Here is an 18,089-nt window from a genome sequence, read left to right on the forward strand (position 1 = left end):
CATAAATATCAACGTGCTGCTTTTGCAACTCTTTCCTTTGAGTCTTTTCTATTTATAGAGAAGCATTTTGCATCATGGTTTGAAGCTGAAATGAGTTCACTTGCCAGACATTCTGCAAGTGTTTTCTTGGATTTGAAAGCTGCTTGGCTTGCACCAATTGAAATATACCTTAATGCATTATCAATTCTTCTTTGAGGAGCTGTGTCAACAGCTTTAGGTACAGAAATCCCACCGTACTTCAATCTAACAACTTCTTCACGCGGACCTGCATTTGCAATAGCTTCTACTAAAACTTGTACTGGATTCTTTTTTGTTTTTTGATTAATTATATCAAACGCGTCTTCTACTGTGCGCATTGTGAGTTGTTTTTTGCCAGTATTATTTTCTTTCCTCATCATATTATTGATAAGTCTTTCAACAATTGATATTTCAGATTTATTGAACTGTTGCCTGGCGTGTTTACCGCTAGTGTGTGGAATGATTACTGGGTCTATGTTAACATATCTTCTAATTCCAGGATCTGTTACTTCAACTTCTTCCATGTCCCATTTTCCAAATAGTTTATACATAAGTTATCTCCTTGGTTTTTCTTTTCTTCCAATAACCATTTCATTTAAGGAAACATTATTCACAGCTGTAACTTTAAATCTTACACCTGGAATATCACCCATGGCACCACCCATTCGTCCACCAATTCTTTCTACTGTAACTTCATCATGTTCATCAATAAAGTTAATTGCTCCATCTCCGGGGCAGAAAGCTGTAGCTTGACGACCATTTTTAATAAGCTGAATTCTAACACATTTCCTTATAGCTGAATTTGGTTGTTTTGCTTCAACTCCTACTTTTTCAAGGACAATGCCCCTTCCTTGTGGTGCACCGCTCAGAGGGTCAGCTTTAACATCTAACCTAAGGGTACGTCTACTATACCGTCTATCTTTCCACCTAGATTCTTTACGTATTTGTTTTAATCTTCTTGCTGCGTATTTTCCTGTTGGCATTAATAAAAATCCTCCATAATAATATCTTACTTGATATGAAATTCATTACTATAAACTTATTGCAAGATTACATCATCTATTCCGTGATGTCTACTTGCAAGTAATTTAACCTTTTCAATATTTCGACCTTCTCTACCAATTGCGAGGCCTTTATCTGTATTAGAAATTTCTACATAAGCGAGCTGTTTGTCACCTTTGGTCACTATCTTAACTGATTTTATCGTTAACGAACCAAATGAATTTTTTATAAACGCAGATGGATCATCTGAGTATTCAATTAACTCTACACGTTTATCAACAGCATTTCTTATCTTATTTATATGATCTCCGTTTCTACCAATTGCTGCACCCATGTTTCCTGCATCGACAACATATATTATCCTATCATCCTCAACGATGCAATCTCTTATCGAAGCTCCAGTTTCTTTTTCAAATAGTGCTATATATCTAATGCCATCCGTGGAAAGTTTAATTTCACTCAACTTAATCAATCTCCTTACTGTGCTGATAATAGGTCAGACTCACCGGGATCCAATATGGCCATAGCTGCTATTGAAAATGGTTTTCCACAAACTGGACCTAAATCCATACCAGTACCCTTATAGTTTAGCACTGGAACATTGCTATTTTCAATTTTATTTCTAACATCTTCAGGACAATTGGACGCTAGAACTACTAATTTAACATCGGCTTTGTCAGCCGCATCTATTGTTCTGTTAGAGCCTATTATAACTGATCCAGTCCTAATAGCCTTTATTAGAGATTTATCAATATTAATTTCCATACATATCACTCAATTTATAGTTGAAATATCAATTAAATTCAAATATCTGATTCTTAATACTCAAATAATTATATCTACTTTCTGGTTGCACATCAATCCAAACCATGCCTTTTTGCAAGTAAATGAACATTACCAGTTCCAAGTTTAATAGGTTGACCTACAATTATGTTTTCAGTAACACCGTTTAATTGGTCAACATCTCCTCGCATGCCAGCGTCCAATAAATGGTTAACTGTCACTTCAAAAGCTGCCCTAGCAAATACACTTGCTTTTTCACCAGAAATACCATGTCTTCCAATCTGCTTGACTTCACCATCACAAGTCATGATATCAGCAACTAACATGATATGTCGTGCATCAACTGTTAGTCCCTGTTCACGTAACGTCTCTGATGCTTCATGTATAATTGCATTTCTCGCTGCTTCAATACCAAATACTGAATAAATTTCACCTATATTATTCGTATAGATCCTTGTAGCATCAACACCTTCAATTTCTAAAACTTTTTGTAGTTTTGAGCCTTCTGTGTATAATGTATATTCATCGCCTTCTTTCCTAATCACAACTCTCTTTATCCCTTCAATTCCTTTAAGAGTTATTTCGTGGACTTTCTTTGCAAGTTGAAGAAGTTCCCTATAAGAAGGTTCATTTGGCCTCACAACAATTTGATTATCAGGAATCTCTGGTATGTGCACCGTTGCCCCTAGTCCATCACGAAGTTTGTCAGCAATATCATCGATACCAATATCTCTTTGGATTAATGTTTTTTCATGAAGGTCAATTACAAGTTGCATATTTGCCATATCGGTAGTGACATCAGCTAAGTGCTCTATATGAGATGACTGAATTTCCCATGCAAGCTTTCTAGCATTATCTCTATCATTAGAAAATTCCTCTTCCAGAGCTATAGTCATCATAGGTGTGCTAGGTTCTTTTCTTGCATCAACAATTTCAATAAGACGTGGTAAACCTAACGTTACGTTAATTTCTGCCACACCGGCATAGTGAAACGTACGCATTGTCATCTGAGTACCTGGCTCACCTATAGACTGGGCGGAAACAACACCTACAGCTTCACATGGTTCAACACATGCATATTCGTATTCTTCAAGTAATCTATCAATTATCTCTTCAAGTTCTTTCTTACTGACTTTTGCTTTTATTGCATCTTCTCTCAAAACAGAAACCATCTTTTCAGGTAATGGGAGATCTTTTAGCATAGAATCAATTGTAGCTTCACTTATAGCCACTTATACCACCTCCTTACCAGTTACCGACTTGACAACTTTATGTACAAACTCTGGTTCTCCATAATCACTTTTTGTACTGTCAATTCCATCTTCGCCATATTTGAACTGTACTATAACACCACGAGTTTCCCTAACAGTTCTGTCATACTGTACTTCAAGATCTTGTAATGCATTAACCAATCTTCTCTGAAGATATCCTGATTGAGATGTTCTCACAGCAGTATCTACAAGTCCCTCTCGGCCACCAATTGCATGGAAAAAGTATTCTGTTGGATTTAGACCACTTTTATAGCTAGATTTTACAAATCCGTGTGCATGAGCTCCAAGATCGCCTTTATCAAAATGAGGTAGTGTTCTACCCGAATATCCTCTCCTTATACGTTCTCCACGAACTGCTTGTTGACCAACACAACCCGCCATTTGTGTTAAGTTTAGCATTGAACCACGAGCACCAGAACGTGCCATTATAACAGCAGAATTTTCCAATCCTAAATAATTACCTGCAATATTACCTGCCTGGTCACGTGCTTTACCAAGTTTTTGCATTATACTCAATTCAATAGTTTCGTCGAGAGTCCTACCTGGGAACGGATCAAGTTCTTTAGCCTCATATGCAGCAATCAGTTTACTAACTTCAGTTTCCGCTGTAACTAAACTCTTTTGAATTTGAACCTGGGCTTCCTTTGGAATATCCTCGTCGCTTATTCCAAAACTCAAGCCTGTCCTCATGATTCCGCGGATTGCTAGTTTAGTAACATCATCAATAAACTGACTTCCTCTTGTAGTACCAAACTCTTTAACTATTTTGTCAAGTACTAAGCCTTTGAAAGCACCTATAGCCCTTTCATCAATAGTTCCTGAAATTAGCTCGCCATCCTCAATAAACACATATGAATCATGTTCACATTCCTTCTTTTTACAGGTATCACATTTCATACATACTTCAGCGGAAAATTCAAGATTCAAGCCTTTAGGCAATATCTGACTGAATATTTGTTTTCCTGACCAAAATGGGTCTCCTACTTCATCATAGCCCATTGGCTCTGGCAACTCACGGACTTCAGCTTTTCTAAGCAATTCAAGAGCATCATTTTTATTGACATTCTTTTCATTTCTAGTTAGCAAAAACATTCCAGAAATGTGATCATGTATACCACCAATAATGGGGCCTCCAAAACGAGGTGACAAAATATTTTCTTGCACTTGCATTAAAATTTTTGCTTCCGCCATTGCTTCATAGTTCTGGAGTACATGAAGATTCATTTCATCTCCGTCAAAATCAGCATTATAAGGCGGACATACTGATGGGTTTAATCTAAATGTCTTGTAGGGTAAAACCTTCACTGTATGTGCCATTATGCTCATTTTGTGAAGTGAAGGTTGTCGGTTGAATAGCACAATATCTCCATCGATCAATTGTCTTTCTACCGTCCAACCAATTTCAAGTTTTTCGGCTAGTTCCTCTGAATTGATCTCAGTAATTTTTACTCTTTTACCATCTCCCCTAACTACATAATTAGCTCCTGGATAAATTAAGCGCCCGTTTGAAACATATTTTTTCAATATATCAATATTTGACGTTATTACCTTAAGTGGTATTGTCATATGTTTTGCGATTTCATATGGAATTCCAACTTCATTGATACTAAGATTAGGGTCTGGTGAAACAACTGTACGTGCAGAAAAATTGACACGTTTACCAGACAAACTTCCCCTAAACCTGCCTTCCTTACCTTTCAATCTTTGAGTGAGGGTCTTAAGTGGTCTACCTGACCTGTGCCTAGCGGGTGGTACACCCGAAACCTCGTTATCAAAATATGTGGTGACATGATATTGCAAAAGTTCCCATAAATCTTCAATAATCAATTGTGGGGCACCAGCCTCTCTGTTTTCTTGAAAACGTTGATTAATTCTTATAATATCTACTAGTTTATGTGTCAGATCATCTTCACTTCTTTGTCCTGATTCAAGAGTAATTGAAGGTCTTACTGTCACGGGTGGCACTGGAAGAACCGTCAATATCATCCATTCCGGCCTGGCAGTTTCAGGGTTCATCCCCATAACCCTAACATCATCATCAGTTATATTTTCAAGCCTATCTCTTATCTCAGTAGGAGTGAGTTTTTCACCATCTTCTATATAATCACTTGGCTTTTCGAATTTAATTTCTAACTGCTCTTCCCCACAATAAGGACAATTTTTAGCTTTTCTTGCCTCTTTAAAAATCTCATTTACATAGGTTTCAGGTAAATGACCAATTTCCTTTAAAGTGTTCAATTGTGATAGATATTCGTCTTTCTTAGCAGGTTCTAGCAAAAGTTTACTACATTTCCTGCAAGTAGATCTTAATATTTTACGAATTATTTTATTGAACCCTATATGAATCACAGGAGCTACAAGTTCAATATGTCCGAAGTGGCCTGGGCATTCGCCAGCTCTACTCCCACATGATTTACACTTTAGACCTGGATCAATTACTCCAAGTCTCAAATCCATAAGTCCCATATCAATTGGATACCCATCATCATCATAAGTATCTGCAGTTATGATTGGAGTAATACTCATTTTTCTAACTTCTCGAGGTGATATCAAACCAAATTTGATTGCACCTACTCTTTTGGGCATTGAATGTATTTTATCCATTAGCATCACCAAATATTATACAGCATCCTCTAAATTCATCCTTGGCGCAACACCTAGAGCTTTAATTTCATCTAGTAACAGTTTGAAGGCATAACTCATCTCTACCGGGTGGATATCTGTTTCTGATCCACATGTAGAACAATATCTAATGTTCCTTTTACGGTCAAATGTTGCAATCATTCCACAGTTAGAGCATACTAATTCAACTACCCTATCAGATTCATCAAGAAGTCTTTCCTTTAGTGCCATAGCTGCTCCGTGTCCAATAAGAACATCTCTTTCCATCTCTCCAAACCTCAAGCCACCCTCACGTGCTCTACCTTCAGTTGGCTGCCTCGTTAGAACCTGCACTGGTCCTCTTGAACGTGCATGTATTTTAGAAGCTACCATATGATGTAATTTTTGATAGAGAATTACACCTACAAACACATCAGCTTGTATTTTTTTACCAGTAACACCATCAAAGAAAACCTCTTTTCCTGTATGTGAAAAACCGTGTTTATTCAATCCATTTCTAAGATCTTCTTCATTTTCACCTGAAAATGCTGTAGCATTAATCCTTCTTCCTTCCATAGAAGCAACTTTACCACCAATCATTTCAAGAACATGACCAACAGTCATACGTGATGGAATAGCATGTGGATTTATAACTAAGTCTGGAACTATGCCCTCTTCAGTAAAAGGCATATCTTGATATGGAACTATCAATCCAATTACACCCTTTTGCCCATGTCTTGAAGCAAACTTATCACCTATTTCTGGAATTCTTTGATCTCGAATCTTTACTTTAGCTAATCTAGTACCATTCACAGATTCTGTAAGAATAACATTATCAACAATTCCTTTTTCATTTGAACGCATTGTGATTGCGCTTTCTCTTCTTTGCTCCACCGTAATTCCAAAATCAGATTGTTCTTCAAGAAAACGTGGGGGACTTGTTTTACCTATCAGAACATCATTCGGACCGACAACCGTTTCTGGATTAACCAATCCATCTACATCAAGATTAGCATACGCTTCAGGACTTCTAGCGCCTCTATATTCAGAATCAGGAATCTCAAACTTGTCCTCTTGACCACCTGGATACCTTCTTTCTTCACCTTCGAAAGTTCTTAGAAAGTGACTTCTTCCAAGCCCCCTCTCTATTGAACCTTTGTTCATAACTAAAGCATCTTCTATATTATGACCTTCGTATGACAATACTGCGACTACAAAGTTCTGACCAGCAGGCCGCATATCAAAATCAATAGCATCACTTACTTGAGTTGTTGTTAAAGCTTTTTGTGGATAATGTAAAACATGAGCTCTAGTATCAGGCCTTAGCTTTTGGTTTGAAGTAGAAACGCCAATACATTGTTTTACCATTGCTGCCCCCATTGTATTCCTTGGAGAAGCGTTGTGCTCAGGGTAAGGAACCATACCCGTACATATTCCAAGAATTAAAGACGGATCTATTTCAAGGTGCGTGTGTTTATCCGTAATATCTTGTTCATTTAAAGCAATAAAAGCATTTTCTTCTTCTTCAGAATCTAAAAATTCAATAATTCCTTTAGTCAGAAGGTCATTAGTTGAAAGTTCTCCATTCTTGATAGCTTTAATATGTTCCTCAGTTAAAAGTGGCTCGCCGTTTTCAACTATAAGCAATGGCCTTCTAGCTCTTCCAATATCTGAGTTAATAATTACCTCATGAATATCTTCAAACAAAGCAACATTTATCTGATTTGACAAAATACCTTGTCTTCTTTGCCTTCTGATATCATGCACCAATTCTACTGGGTTCTCATGTGTTCCAACCAGTTCACCATTTAGAAAGACTTTAGCTACAGTCATTTATAATTCCCCGCCTAAATTATCAGAGTCGTCCAACTTCTCACTCGAAAATACCTCAATAGCCACATCTTTCTTTTCATCTACTTCAACAGATATTTTTTCAAGTTCTTCTGTATAATTACCCACTTCGTCTTCGTACTCGGGAACATTATCAATAGTAATATTCATCTTATTAGGTTGCACTTCTAAATCATACAGGATGGTTTTTATTGATTGATTATCGTCCGTGCCTGTAGATAATTCTACCATCTGGGCAAAGTTTTTCACAAGACCACAGTTAGGTCCCTCGGGAGTTTCTGATGGGCATAATCTTCCCCATTGAGTCGGATGAAGATCACGAGCTTCAAAATGGGGCTGAGCTCGAGATAGTGGGGAAATTACGCGTCTTAAATGAGAAAGTGTAGAAATATAATCAGTTCGGTCCAATAATTGTGAAACACCCGTTCTTCCACCAACCCAGTTACCAGTTGCCAAAGGATGCTGTAACCTATCAGTAAGCACATCAGAGCGGACAAGGGTCCCAACATTTAATTCACGGTTTCTCATATTCGCCCTCTCTAGTTGATATTTTACATCACGTGATAGACGATTAAATGCAACTCTAAACAAATCCTCCATAAGATCTCCTGTAAGTTTCAAACGTTTATTCGAATAGTGATCTTTATCATCTTGCGCTCTTCTTCCCAAAGCTAACTCAAAACAAGATTCTGCCATACGACCTAAAAAGTGGGCTTTTGCTAACCTATCGGACGGAGAGTTACCCAAATGAGGGAGTAAATACCTATCAATTACGTAGTTTGCTCTCTTAATCTGATAATCAGTTGCCTGCCCTGAAGCTACTCTTGACCCGATTTTTTCAATTGCCTCTTCTCTGGTATTTACTTCAGCTTCCTCTAAATTCTCAAGCATGAACTTCATAATCTCAGGATCATTTGAAACAATATTTACAATATCCTCATCCGTTTCAACTCCCAAAGTTCTCATTAAAGTAATGAAATTTAGTCTTCCAGATATTGAAGGAAATGAAACTTCAAGTAACGCTTTTCTACCCCTCTCTACTACGACTAATGCCCTATAACCCCTTCTTTGTGAGAAAACTTTAGCCACTTCTATCTTATCACCATATCTCTCACTAAATTCGGTCAATATTTTGTTTGGTGCTAAGTCTTCTAGAGTCATTATAACTCTTTCAGTTCCATTAACAATAAAATATCCTCCTGGGTCAAGTGGATCTTCTCCATTATTCACCATTTCTTCATCATTAAGTTCTTTCAAATTACAAATATTGGATTTGAGCATCACTGGAAGCTGTCCTACTTTAGTTTCGACTGGGTCTGTCTTCGAATCTCCTTTCACAACACTCATTTCTAAATATAGTGGCGCAGAGTACGACAAGTTTCTTAACCTGGCTTCATTAGGATAGAGTCTTTCAATTGCACCATCTGCTTCTTTTACAATAGGTTTCTCAACTCTAATTCGTCCAAGTTCAAGATAAATATCCTCTAAATCGGTTTCTATAATCCCTTGTTCATCGATTATTTTTTGTAGGCCGACATCTATAAATTTGTTAAACGAGTCAATATGATGTTGTACAATCATATCTCTTTTAAAATACGCTTCCGAAACGCTTCTTAAATCTAAAGCTATAGTAGCACCCCTTTTTTGAATTTAACAGTAATTTTGTTGGATAATGCATTAATTGGTTTTTGTCGATACGCAGTTAGGTACATCTGAAAATAATATAAAATAAAAGCAAAATTTATGAACTAAGTCCCCCTTAATTCATTCAATTACAAGTCTGTAATAATATGACTTACCTGAGGTTGGGTTAATACGAGTTATTTTCACCACATCTCCCACAGTTGCATTAATTTCTTTAATCACAGGATCATTTACTTTTATTTTAGGTAACTGTTCCTTTCCAATTCCATATTGTTTTAAAACAGAACTTATTTCATCCTCAGCCATTATTTCATGCATGGGGATTCTTTCGTGATTGAGCAGGCTGAACTTCTTCAAATTAAATCCTCCCTGAGGGAATATTTTGATGAAAATTATGTATGTGACGTGTTTAGCGGGCTCGTAGGGATTTGAACCCTAGGCCGTCTGGTTAAAAGCCAGACGCTCTGCCTGACTGAGCTACGAGCCCACATAGCTTATCTCAGCTGCTATATATCAAATATCTGGCAGCTGACATCGAGTAGTTATGTAGCGCACTCAAAAGGATTTCTTATTATATATATTTTCTCCTTTCTAGTGATTTTTAACATTAATCTGAGGTCAAGATATTAACCATTTTTTTATTTCCAGAATAGTTTACTAATTTAAATAGAAATGGTAGAAAATTTTATATCATAATAATAAAACATATTAGATATATTTTTTAAGTGGATGATATCTTCCCCATTTTTGCATATACTTGATTGAGAATCATGTCCCACAGTCCCAGCCATTCATGTAATCTTGTTGATTAGATGTTAGTTTATCAATCTTTACATTCATACTCTCAAGCTTAAGTTCAGCAACATATCTATCTATTGATTCTGGAACTGCATGCACTCCGTTGTCCAAGTCTTTTTCTGCGATATAACGAACGCATAGAGCTTGGTTAGCAAAGCTCATATCCATCACTTCGGCTGGGTGTCCATCACCTGCTGCCAAATTAACTAATCGCCCATCTGCCAGCACATAAATTTTCTTCTCATCTACAATGTACTCTTTAATATTATTCCTTACTGTTTTTATAGAGGTAGCCATTTCTTCAAGTTCATCTATTCTTATCTCTATATTGAAATGTCCGGAATTGGCTAAAATGCTACCATCCTTCATTGATTTAAAATGAGTCTTTGTTAATATATCACGGTTTCCAGTAGTTGTTACAAAAATATCCCCTAATGAGGCTGCTTCTTGCATGGTCATTACCCTGTGACCATCCATTTTAGCTTCAAGTGCTCTAATAGAATCTACTTCAGTAACAATCACATTAGCACCAAGTCCTATAGCCCTCATCGCCGTTCCTTTACCACACCAGCCATAACCCCCAATAACAACAGTCTTACCAGCTATTAGTAAGTTAGTTGTTCTAACAATACCATCCCATGCTGATTGGCCTGTACCATATCTATTATCAAATAGAAACTTTGTCAAAGCATCATTAACTGCAATTACTGGCATATTTAATGCCCCATCACGTTCCATAGCTTTTAATCTATGGATACCAGTTGTGGTTTCCTCACAACCCCCTTTGATAGAAGATAAAAGTTCTCTGCGATCAGTATGTAATTTAAAAATCAAATCAGCTCCATCATCAATGGTAATATCAGGATTTATGTCAAGAACCTTATCTATTGATTTATAATAATCTTCATTGTTTGCAGCATATTTCGCACAGCAACAAATATGTTTTTTATCATCAAGGGCTAGTGAGATATCGTCTTGAGTACTTAATGGATTACAGCCTGTAATGGCTACTTCTGCACCACCTGCAACTAATGTCTCAACCAAGTTAGCCGTCTTTGCTTCTACATGTAAAGCCATGGCTATTTTATATCCTTTAAGAGGTTTTTCCCTCTCAAAAATTTCTCTTATTATTTTAAGTACTGGCATATGCTGCCTTGCCCATTCAATTTTTAAATTTCCAGATTCTACCAAATCGTTTGTTAACATTAATTTTTCTCCTTAAAAACAAAAATACATAATAAATTATTGTGCTACCGACTTTACTCGGTCTATAAGGTCTTGGGATGTGTTACTAGCTTCTTGCATAATTAACTTCTCATCTAAATTTGTTAACCTATAGTTGTCCATCAAGACTTTTCCATTGACAATTGTTGTTTTTACATCACTTCCATTTGCAGAGTATACTAAATGAGATATTGGATCATATATTGGAGTTAAATGTAATTTGTTCATGTCAACTAAAATTAAGTCTGCATTAAAGCCTTCTTTTAAAATACCACTTTTTATATCCATACTAGAAGCCCCATTTGAGGTAGCCATTTTAATGACGTCATAAGCTTTGAGGACTGTGGGGTCATTATTAGTTACTTTTTGTAGAAGGGATGCTAGTTTCATTTCTTTAAACATATCTAGATTATTATTTGAAGCACACCCGTCTGTACCAATTGAAAGATTGACACCCTTTCTCCACATATCATAGACAGGTGATGTCCCTGAAGCTAGTTTCATATTGCTAGTAGGATTATGAGATACATTTACATTTTTTTCATTCAGTATTTCAATATCACCTTGTGAAAGCCAAACACAATGTGCTGCTAAAATATCTTTATCAAAAAAATCGATGTCTTCAAGCATATTAATTGAGCATTTACCATATTTTTCTTTCATTTCATTTAATTCTGCTTCTGTTTCGAGAACATGTATATGTATCTTCTTGCCATCTTTTCTAGCTTGGTTCTTTACTTTAACTAAAAAATCTTTTGAGCATGTGTTTGGTGCATGGGGGCCATACATAGTATTTATTCTGCCACCAGCTTTCCCTGTCCATTCATCGACAAATTTTTTTCCTTTTTTTAATTCAATCTTACCTTTTTCTGTATCCCCTAGTTCAATCATGCCATAAGATATAGAAGCCCTCATTCCAGATTTTTCGACTGCTTTAGCAATACTGTCAGGTTCGAAATACATGTCTGCAAATGATGTTGTTCCAGACTTTATCATTTCTGCACAAGCCAACAATGTTCCTGTATAAATATCATCAGAGCTCATTTGAGCCTCTACAGGCCACATATTATTCTCAAGCCAAGATTTGAGAGACAAATCATCGGCATACCCACGAAGAAGAGTCATAGCTGCATGTGTATGCGTGTTCACTAGACCTGGCATTACAACACAACCTGAAGCATCTATAACCTGATTTGCAGAATCATTTGATGATGAGATTTCTTTTATAAGTCCATCCTCGATGATTACATTCGACTTTATTAGCTTTTGATTATCTAATGGATTCATGGTCAAAACAAGTCCATTTTTTATTACAATATCTGCCATAATTTCAACACCTTTGTCTAAAAGTTAATTAGGTAGAAAACCATTCAAGATTATTCAGCTCATTTAAAGTGATTCCAAGGAATATTATTTTCTATTGCATGTGATTTTAGATTTTCTCCAATCTCATAGATTGCAGAGGATAAAGCTTCTCTGTTATTATAAGAATCAATAACATCTTGCAATGAGTGATTATTATTGGACTTCATCACCTTAGCAAATTCAATCATATTAGGAATGGCCCTAAGTACATTATCAATTATGCTTATGGTAGACGAATTAGATGTTCTAGATAAAGGATTCAAATCTATTGAAATTACTTTTTTATCCATTCCTACCAATGTTTGACATCTATCACCATCTTCAAGCGGAACTAGCACAACATCCGCACTGAATATTCCATTTTTATCAACAATACCTCTTCCATGTGATAAATCTATTTTAGCGTCTCCATATTGGCCTAAAACATCATGTGCACCTTTTGATTTTAAATGATTTACAATTCTATGTACTCTAGTTTCAGTTCTATGAAACAAATTAACTTCTATTTCTGATTGAGTGAAATCTGCAAGTTTTATTATACCCTCTGGCACTAAAGCTGCTGTGTTTCCATTAACCGAGATTACAGGTTTCTTGGCTAGTAGAAGCATGGCTACTGCTGCTCTTTGTGCACATACAGCCATCTCTATTGTCTTTTCACCTATAAGGTAATCGAATGCTTCCCCACGGCCATGCGCAGTTAAGCCATGTATAGCAGTAATTCCATTTTTAACTCCATCTACTATTAGGTCTCTTGTTACTAGTGATTCATACCTTGGATGATTTTGTGGTATATCAGCCATTTATTGCACCATTTTAACTTATATCATATCATTTCTACCATTTTTGGGCCACTATGATTTATTCTATAGATCAGAATATCACCATATTCCTCCATAACTCCAATAATATCTTTCTTATTATGCTCATTGGTGGCAATAGCAAAAACTGTATTTCCTAACATTGCTTGTGAAGCAAGACCACCTATATCATTTATTTTCTCAATCACGTCTCCAGCCTTAGTATCAAGCAATCCTGAGTCTCTAGAGAATTCTAGCGATTGTTTCATGAAATTGCTTACTGTTTTTTGTTTTAATAGTTGCTTTATAGCTTTATCTCCAGATACATTTATATCATTTACAAGGTCATTGTCATTTAAAATACTTGACGTTGATATTTTATCAAATGTTAAACAAAAAATATCATAAGGTAGCGATGGAATGCGATCAACATGTTTTAGCCCTTCTATACCTGGTTTTTTGCGTATCACAACGCCTCCTATTGATTGAGCAAATACATCACCAAGGCCACTATTATTCTGAATTTCTGCTTCATGAGCAATATTAATAAGTTCATTATGGCTCATATTTAAAGATAGTAATTTATTAAGAGCAAAAGATGTACTTATAGCACTTGCACCTGAAGCACCATATCCATATCCAATTGGTATATCAGACCTACATTTTATCATAAGAGGAGTATCTGTCATTTGCTTTATAGTTGATTGGATTATGTCACTATCTATTTTATTCTCATTTAAAAAAATAACTGTCTCTGTGGTTTTTTTCATTAAAGTTATTTCAGATTCTATACCTCCATTTATAACAAGGCCACAGCCAACAGAACCTTTAGATTTAGGATTATCAGAATTATGGACTTTAAAAAAACCTGTTATATGTCCCGGTGCAAAAGCACAAGCATTAGGGTATTCAATCATGTGCAAACAAATCGTACTCCCCATTAAAATAAGTATCAATGCAGTTAAATATCGATTCAGCTATTTCTCTTTTTGAACCATTAACTTGTTGTATAGTATGATCTTTACTTATAATATAAACTTCATTATCATTTGTCCCCATTCCCTTATTAATTACATCATTTGCAATTATCATATCAGCATTAGACTCTTTCATTCGATTAATGGAGATATCAATTAGTTCTTCTGTTCGAATGCCTGTTTCTGCTTTGAATGCAACTAGAAAAATTTCAGGATATTGTTTTTTGATTTTATCGATAAGTTTAATGGATGGAAACATCTTTATCTCCATTGGATTGCTTGATTTTATTTTTTTAGGATAACTCTCAATATAGAAATCTGAGATTGCTGCTGCACTTATGACGGCGTCATATCCTCCTTTATCTAATTCATTTATCACAGCTTCTATCATTTCCTCTGAAGTATTAACAATTATTTCATTTATGCCATTCAATCCAAGTTTGTTCTTATGAACTAAAAAAACCTCATAACCTCTCCTAAATGCTTCTTTTGCAAGTTCATTTCCAGTTTTTCCAGATGCAAGTGTTGTAATTGCTCTAATAGGATCCAAATACTCTAATGTAGGACCACTTGTTATTATTAGTTTTCTAGAAAATTTTGCTTTTGAATAAATTAATCTTTCAGCATGCAGCAAGATATTTTGGTTAGAAACTATTTTTGCAATTCCCTCTTCAAGATTTGGTTCAAGGATAGTAATATCCCATGATTTTAATTTATTAATATTTTCAATTACACCGGGATGTGAATACATCGCCTCATGCATTGCAGGAACTATCAAAATAGGAATTTTTGATCCTATTGCGGTAGTGGCAAAAGTCGTTACAGGAGTGTCATCAATTCCACATGCTATCTTAGAAATCGTATTGGCTGTTGCAGGCGCTATTACATAAAGATCTGCATTACCATTCAATCCACAAAATTCTACGTGTTCTACATTACCGGTTATCTCGGATATTACTTCATTTCCTGTAGCGTACTTAAGGGCTTCAGGATGTATTATTTTTTCTGCATCTTTTGTCATCACAGCATAGACATCTGCTCCATGTCTAATTAACTCTCTAGAAAGTTCGATAACACGTACTGCTGCTATACTGCCCGTAATTCCAATAACAATAGTCTTTCCTTCAAGACAATTACTTTTATTTCCTTTAATCCAATTTGTGGGATGAAACCTCATATTAAAACTCTCTTCCAGTAGTTATAGGTAGCAACAAGATAATGATAAATCAATAAATCATTTATATGCATGTTAGTTAGTAGCTGCTAATAACATAAATAAGTTATAATATAAAACAAATCTTCAATTAAATAATATAATTAATGTGGAAATAGTCCCTTTATATCTTACATAGATAATGGAGTTAACAATATTGTCAAGTCAGCAAGAAAATAATTTTAGCATCATTGACAAAATTACCGGGAAAGATGAGCTAAAAGCCCAAGTAACAAAGTTGAAAGAAGAACTTTCAAACACAAAATCCTTGATTGAAGGTTATAAAAAACAGGCCCTAAAAAGAGAAGATGATGCTAGGAAAGCCATCTCATCAAAACAAAAGGCTGAAGAAAGATTGAACTACTGTGAAAAGAAAATTGAAACTTTAGAGAATGAGATTATTAGATTAAAAGAATACCAATCTTCAAGCTTAACATTCAAGAGTGTAGAAGAATTAAAGCTTAATCACTTCATAAGTCTTTTGAACAAAGTTGAATCTGTGACCTCTGATTCTAGTTCTTTTATAACTATATATAACAAGGCTGGTCAGATAATCACTGAGCACGAGAAATATCAAGAGATTACAACCAGGCTTGATAAAAACATTGTTAATCTCATATCTAAAATAAAGTCATCTACAGGAATAATAATATTTCATGATATTGATAAGACCCTTTCAGAAGTCCTAGTACCTCCTTTCCCAATAAATGAAGATAAGTTAACTATCCGTAGTGTATTTGAAACCAGTCCCATTAAGACTATTTTAGGCAAAGAATACAATATATGTATCCTGCTAATTAGTGCCGGAGAGTCTTTTGTTGGAATTGGGGACGTTAAAGAATTTTTAAATTTTAAAATTGTCAAAAGCAGTGTAAAATCTAAACATAGTAAGGGTGGTTTTAGTCAAAGACGATTCGAAAGGCTGAGAAATGAAGATATAATGCATCATGTAGACAAAGTCATTGAAACTTATTACTCTTTTGAAGAACAATTTAAAGTTGATTTTGATTATGTTATATTAGGAGGTGAAGAGCAACTTTTAAGCATTCTATTAGAAAGAGTTAATATAAAATATCCAATTATCAAGAAGGGTATTGAGATTAATGTAGAAAAACATAATATAGAACGAATTTTACTTTCAGCGACCAGTGGTCGGAGATATATATTATAAAGCTTCTCATGATAACTATGATTTCAAAGGATGAAATGTGTGGCATAATTGAAACTCTAGGTGCCTTAAATAAAAAAGAAATTGAAAAAATAGTTATAGAAATACAATGCATCAGAAATGAAAATTATGATAATACTTTATTCGAAGATTTATTAAATGAAATAGAATCTGAAAAATTAGTTGATAAAATCTCAGAGAAATATATTTGTCAGATTCATAAGACCTCTTTGGGTAACTCTAAATATTATTACATTATTAGTCCAAAAGCATTTCCACAAATTCCACCCGAGCTGAGCGAAGTAATAGATGTCTTAGAGCTTAATGAAAGGAAAGTAAACAAAGATAAAATATTTTCCATATATGCTACTACAACCTTGAATGAATTAAACACGTTTAATCAAGAGTTATTAAATATTTCAAAAAACAGTTCCTACGATTACTCCATCCCAAAACTTGAAGGAAAATATAGTGAGTTGTTCAATAACTACCATGACTTAGATTTTTGGTCTGATAATAATAGAATATCGCTATTAAAAGATATTGAAGAAAAACTAAACATAACAAGTAAATTACTAGAAAGTATAAGAACAAAGTGAAAAAATGGCTAGAAATCAAAAAGATCAGTATTATTGGAAAGCTAAATCAGAAGGATATAGGTCAAGAGCATCTTACAAACTGCAACAGATAAACTCAAAATTTAATGTTATAAAAGAGCATGATAATGTAATAGATTTAGGCGCTGCACCTGGTGGTTGGCTTCAGGTTGCTAAAGAAATTTCCGATGGTACAATAGTTGGAGTTGATCTTAAAAGAATAAAACCAATTGATGGCGTAGAAACTATTAAAGGAGACATTACAAAAGATTTTACTATTAATAAAATATTGGCAATATTAGAAGATGAAAAAGCTGATGTAGTTATATGTGATGCTGCACCCAACCTCTCTGGAAACTGGAGTTTAGATCATGCACGTTCCATTGGACTTTCTGAATCTGCATTTGAATGTGCTAAAAAGGTATTGAAGCCTGGTGGAACGTTTGTCTTCAAGGTATTCCAAGGAGATATGTTTAAAAATTTCCTGGATGATATAAAAAAAGAGTTCGTCCATGTTAAGGCCTATAATCCAAAGGCTTCACGTACACAAAGTGCAGAAATATATATTATCGCAAAAAAGTTTCTGGTCACACCTGTCAAAGTTGGGAATATCTATCAAGCCGAGATCGAAGGTATTGGGAAAGGTAATGATGGATTCACTCACATAGATGGATTTATTGTCTTTATACAAAATGGTAAGAAAGGTGATAAAGTTCAAATCAAAATTACTGATGTGAAGCAAAATTTTGCGTTTGCTAAAATCGAGGAATATTTAAAATAG

General features: G+C 35.0%; 17 protein-coding genes and 1 tRNA gene. 3 read left to right on the plus strand and 15 right to left on the minus strand.

What is annotated here, in order from left to right; all coding sequences use genetic code 11:
* Positions 1–8 precede the first annotated feature (8 nt).
* The 15 genes from J2T59_RS00340 to coaBC form a co-directional block, all read right to left on the minus strand.
* Complete coding sequence (locus J2T59_RS00340; RefSeq protein ID WP_259133005.1) at positions 9–569, minus strand: 30S ribosomal protein S7; 561 nt, start codon at positions 567–569, stop codon at positions 9–11.
* A 3-nt stretch (positions 570–572) separates the two neighbouring features.
* Entirely contained in the window at positions 573–1,001 is a 429-nt protein-coding gene (locus J2T59_RS00345; RefSeq protein WP_259133006.1) for a 30S ribosomal protein S12, read from the minus strand.
* A 56-nt stretch (positions 1,002–1,057) separates the two neighbouring features.
* A complete protein-coding gene (locus J2T59_RS00350; protein ID WP_259133007.1) occupies positions 1,058–1,483 on the minus strand; it encodes a NusA-like transcription termination signal-binding factor in 426 nt (141 codons plus the stop codon).
* A gap of 14 nt (positions 1,484–1,497) precedes the next feature.
* Positions 1,498–1,785, minus strand: a complete 288-nt coding sequence (locus J2T59_RS00355) for a 50S ribosomal protein L30e (protein WP_259133008.1) — start codon at positions 1,783–1,785, stop codon at positions 1,498–1,500.
* A gap of 92 nt (positions 1,786–1,877) precedes the next feature.
* Complete coding sequence (gene rpoA2 / locus J2T59_RS00360; protein WP_374761063.1) at positions 1,878–3,005, minus strand: DNA-directed RNA polymerase subunit A''; 1,128 nt, start codon at positions 3,003–3,005, stop codon at positions 1,878–1,880.
* A gap of 30 nt (positions 3,006–3,035) precedes the next feature.
* Positions 3,036–5,678: a DNA-directed RNA polymerase subunit A' gene (locus J2T59_RS00365; protein WP_259133010.1), complete on the minus strand. Its 2,643-nt coding sequence runs from the start codon at positions 5,676–5,678 to the stop codon at positions 3,036–3,038.
* A 15-nt stretch (positions 5,679–5,693) separates the two neighbouring features.
* Complete coding sequence (gene rpoB / locus J2T59_RS00370; RefSeq protein WP_259133011.1) at positions 5,694–7,508, minus strand: DNA-directed RNA polymerase subunit B; 1,815 nt, start codon at positions 7,506–7,508, stop codon at positions 5,694–5,696.
* Positions 7,509–9,176 (minus strand): DNA-directed RNA polymerase subunit B'', encoded by a 1,668-nt coding sequence (locus tag J2T59_RS00375; RefSeq protein ID WP_510186663.1) that lies wholly within the window; start codon positions 9,174–9,176, stop codon positions 7,509–7,511.
* 114 nt (positions 9,177–9,290) lie between these two features.
* Positions 9,291–9,527 carry a DNA-directed RNA polymerase subunit H gene (locus tag J2T59_RS00380; RefSeq protein WP_259133012.1) on the minus strand — a complete coding sequence of 79 codons (237 nt, stop codon included), beginning with the start codon at positions 9,525–9,527 and terminating at the stop codon, positions 9,291–9,293.
* A gap of 56 nt (positions 9,528–9,583) precedes the next feature.
* Positions 9,584–9,657, minus strand: a tRNA-Lys gene (locus J2T59_RS00385).
* Between the two features lie 281 nt (positions 9,658–9,938).
* Positions 9,939–11,174, minus strand: coding sequence for an adenosylhomocysteinase (locus J2T59_RS00390; RefSeq protein ID WP_259133014.1), 1,236 nt, complete (start codon positions 11,172–11,174; stop codon positions 9,939–9,941).
* A 36-nt stretch (positions 11,175–11,210) separates the two neighbouring features.
* A complete protein-coding gene (locus J2T59_RS00395; protein ID WP_259133016.1) occupies positions 11,211–12,518 on the minus strand; it encodes an amidohydrolase family protein in 1,308 nt (435 codons plus the stop codon).
* 59 nt (positions 12,519–12,577) lie between these two features.
* Complete coding sequence (locus J2T59_RS00400; RefSeq protein ID WP_259133018.1) at positions 12,578–13,357, minus strand: 4-phosphopantoate--beta-alanine ligase; 780 nt, start codon at positions 13,355–13,357, stop codon at positions 12,578–12,580.
* A gap of 23 nt (positions 13,358–13,380) precedes the next feature.
* Complete coding sequence (locus J2T59_RS00405; protein ID WP_259133301.1) at positions 13,381–14,271, minus strand: pantoate kinase; 891 nt, start codon at positions 14,269–14,271, stop codon at positions 13,381–13,383.
* Positions 14,264–15,508, minus strand: coding sequence for a bifunctional phosphopantothenoylcysteine decarboxylase/phosphopantothenate--cysteine ligase CoaBC (coaBC, locus tag J2T59_RS00410; RefSeq protein ID WP_259133020.1), 1,245 nt, complete (start codon positions 15,506–15,508; stop codon positions 14,264–14,266). The genes J2T59_RS00405 and coaBC overlap by 8 nt, the downstream gene beginning before the upstream one ends.
* A 193-nt stretch (positions 15,509–15,701) precedes the next feature.
* Here coaBC and J2T59_RS00415 point away from each other — a divergent pair, with 193 nt between their 5' ends.
* The 3 genes from J2T59_RS00415 to J2T59_RS00425 are packed head-to-tail and all read left to right on the plus strand — an operon-like array spanning position 15,702 to position 18,089.
* Complete coding sequence (locus J2T59_RS00415) at positions 15,702–16,715, plus strand: Vms1/Ankzf1 family peptidyl-tRNA hydrolase (RefSeq protein WP_259133022.1); 1,014 nt, start codon at positions 15,702–15,704, stop codon at positions 16,713–16,715.
* Between the two features lie 17 nt (positions 16,716–16,732).
* Positions 16,733–17,311: a DUF7109 family protein gene (locus J2T59_RS00420; RefSeq protein ID WP_259133024.1), complete on the plus strand. Its 579-nt coding sequence runs from the start codon at positions 16,733–16,735 to the stop codon at positions 17,309–17,311.
* A gap of 4 nt (positions 17,312–17,315) precedes the next feature.
* Positions 17,316–18,089: a 23S rRNA (uridine(2552)-2'-O)-methyltransferase gene (locus J2T59_RS00425; protein WP_259133025.1), complete on the plus strand. Its 774-nt coding sequence runs from the start codon at positions 17,316–17,318 to the stop codon at positions 18,087–18,089.

It is taken from the genome of Methanosalsum natronophilum (genome assembly GCF_024808815.1).
GTDB lineage: Archaea > Halobacteriota > Methanosarcinia > Methanosarcinales > Methanosarcinaceae > Methanosalsum > Methanosalsum natronophilum.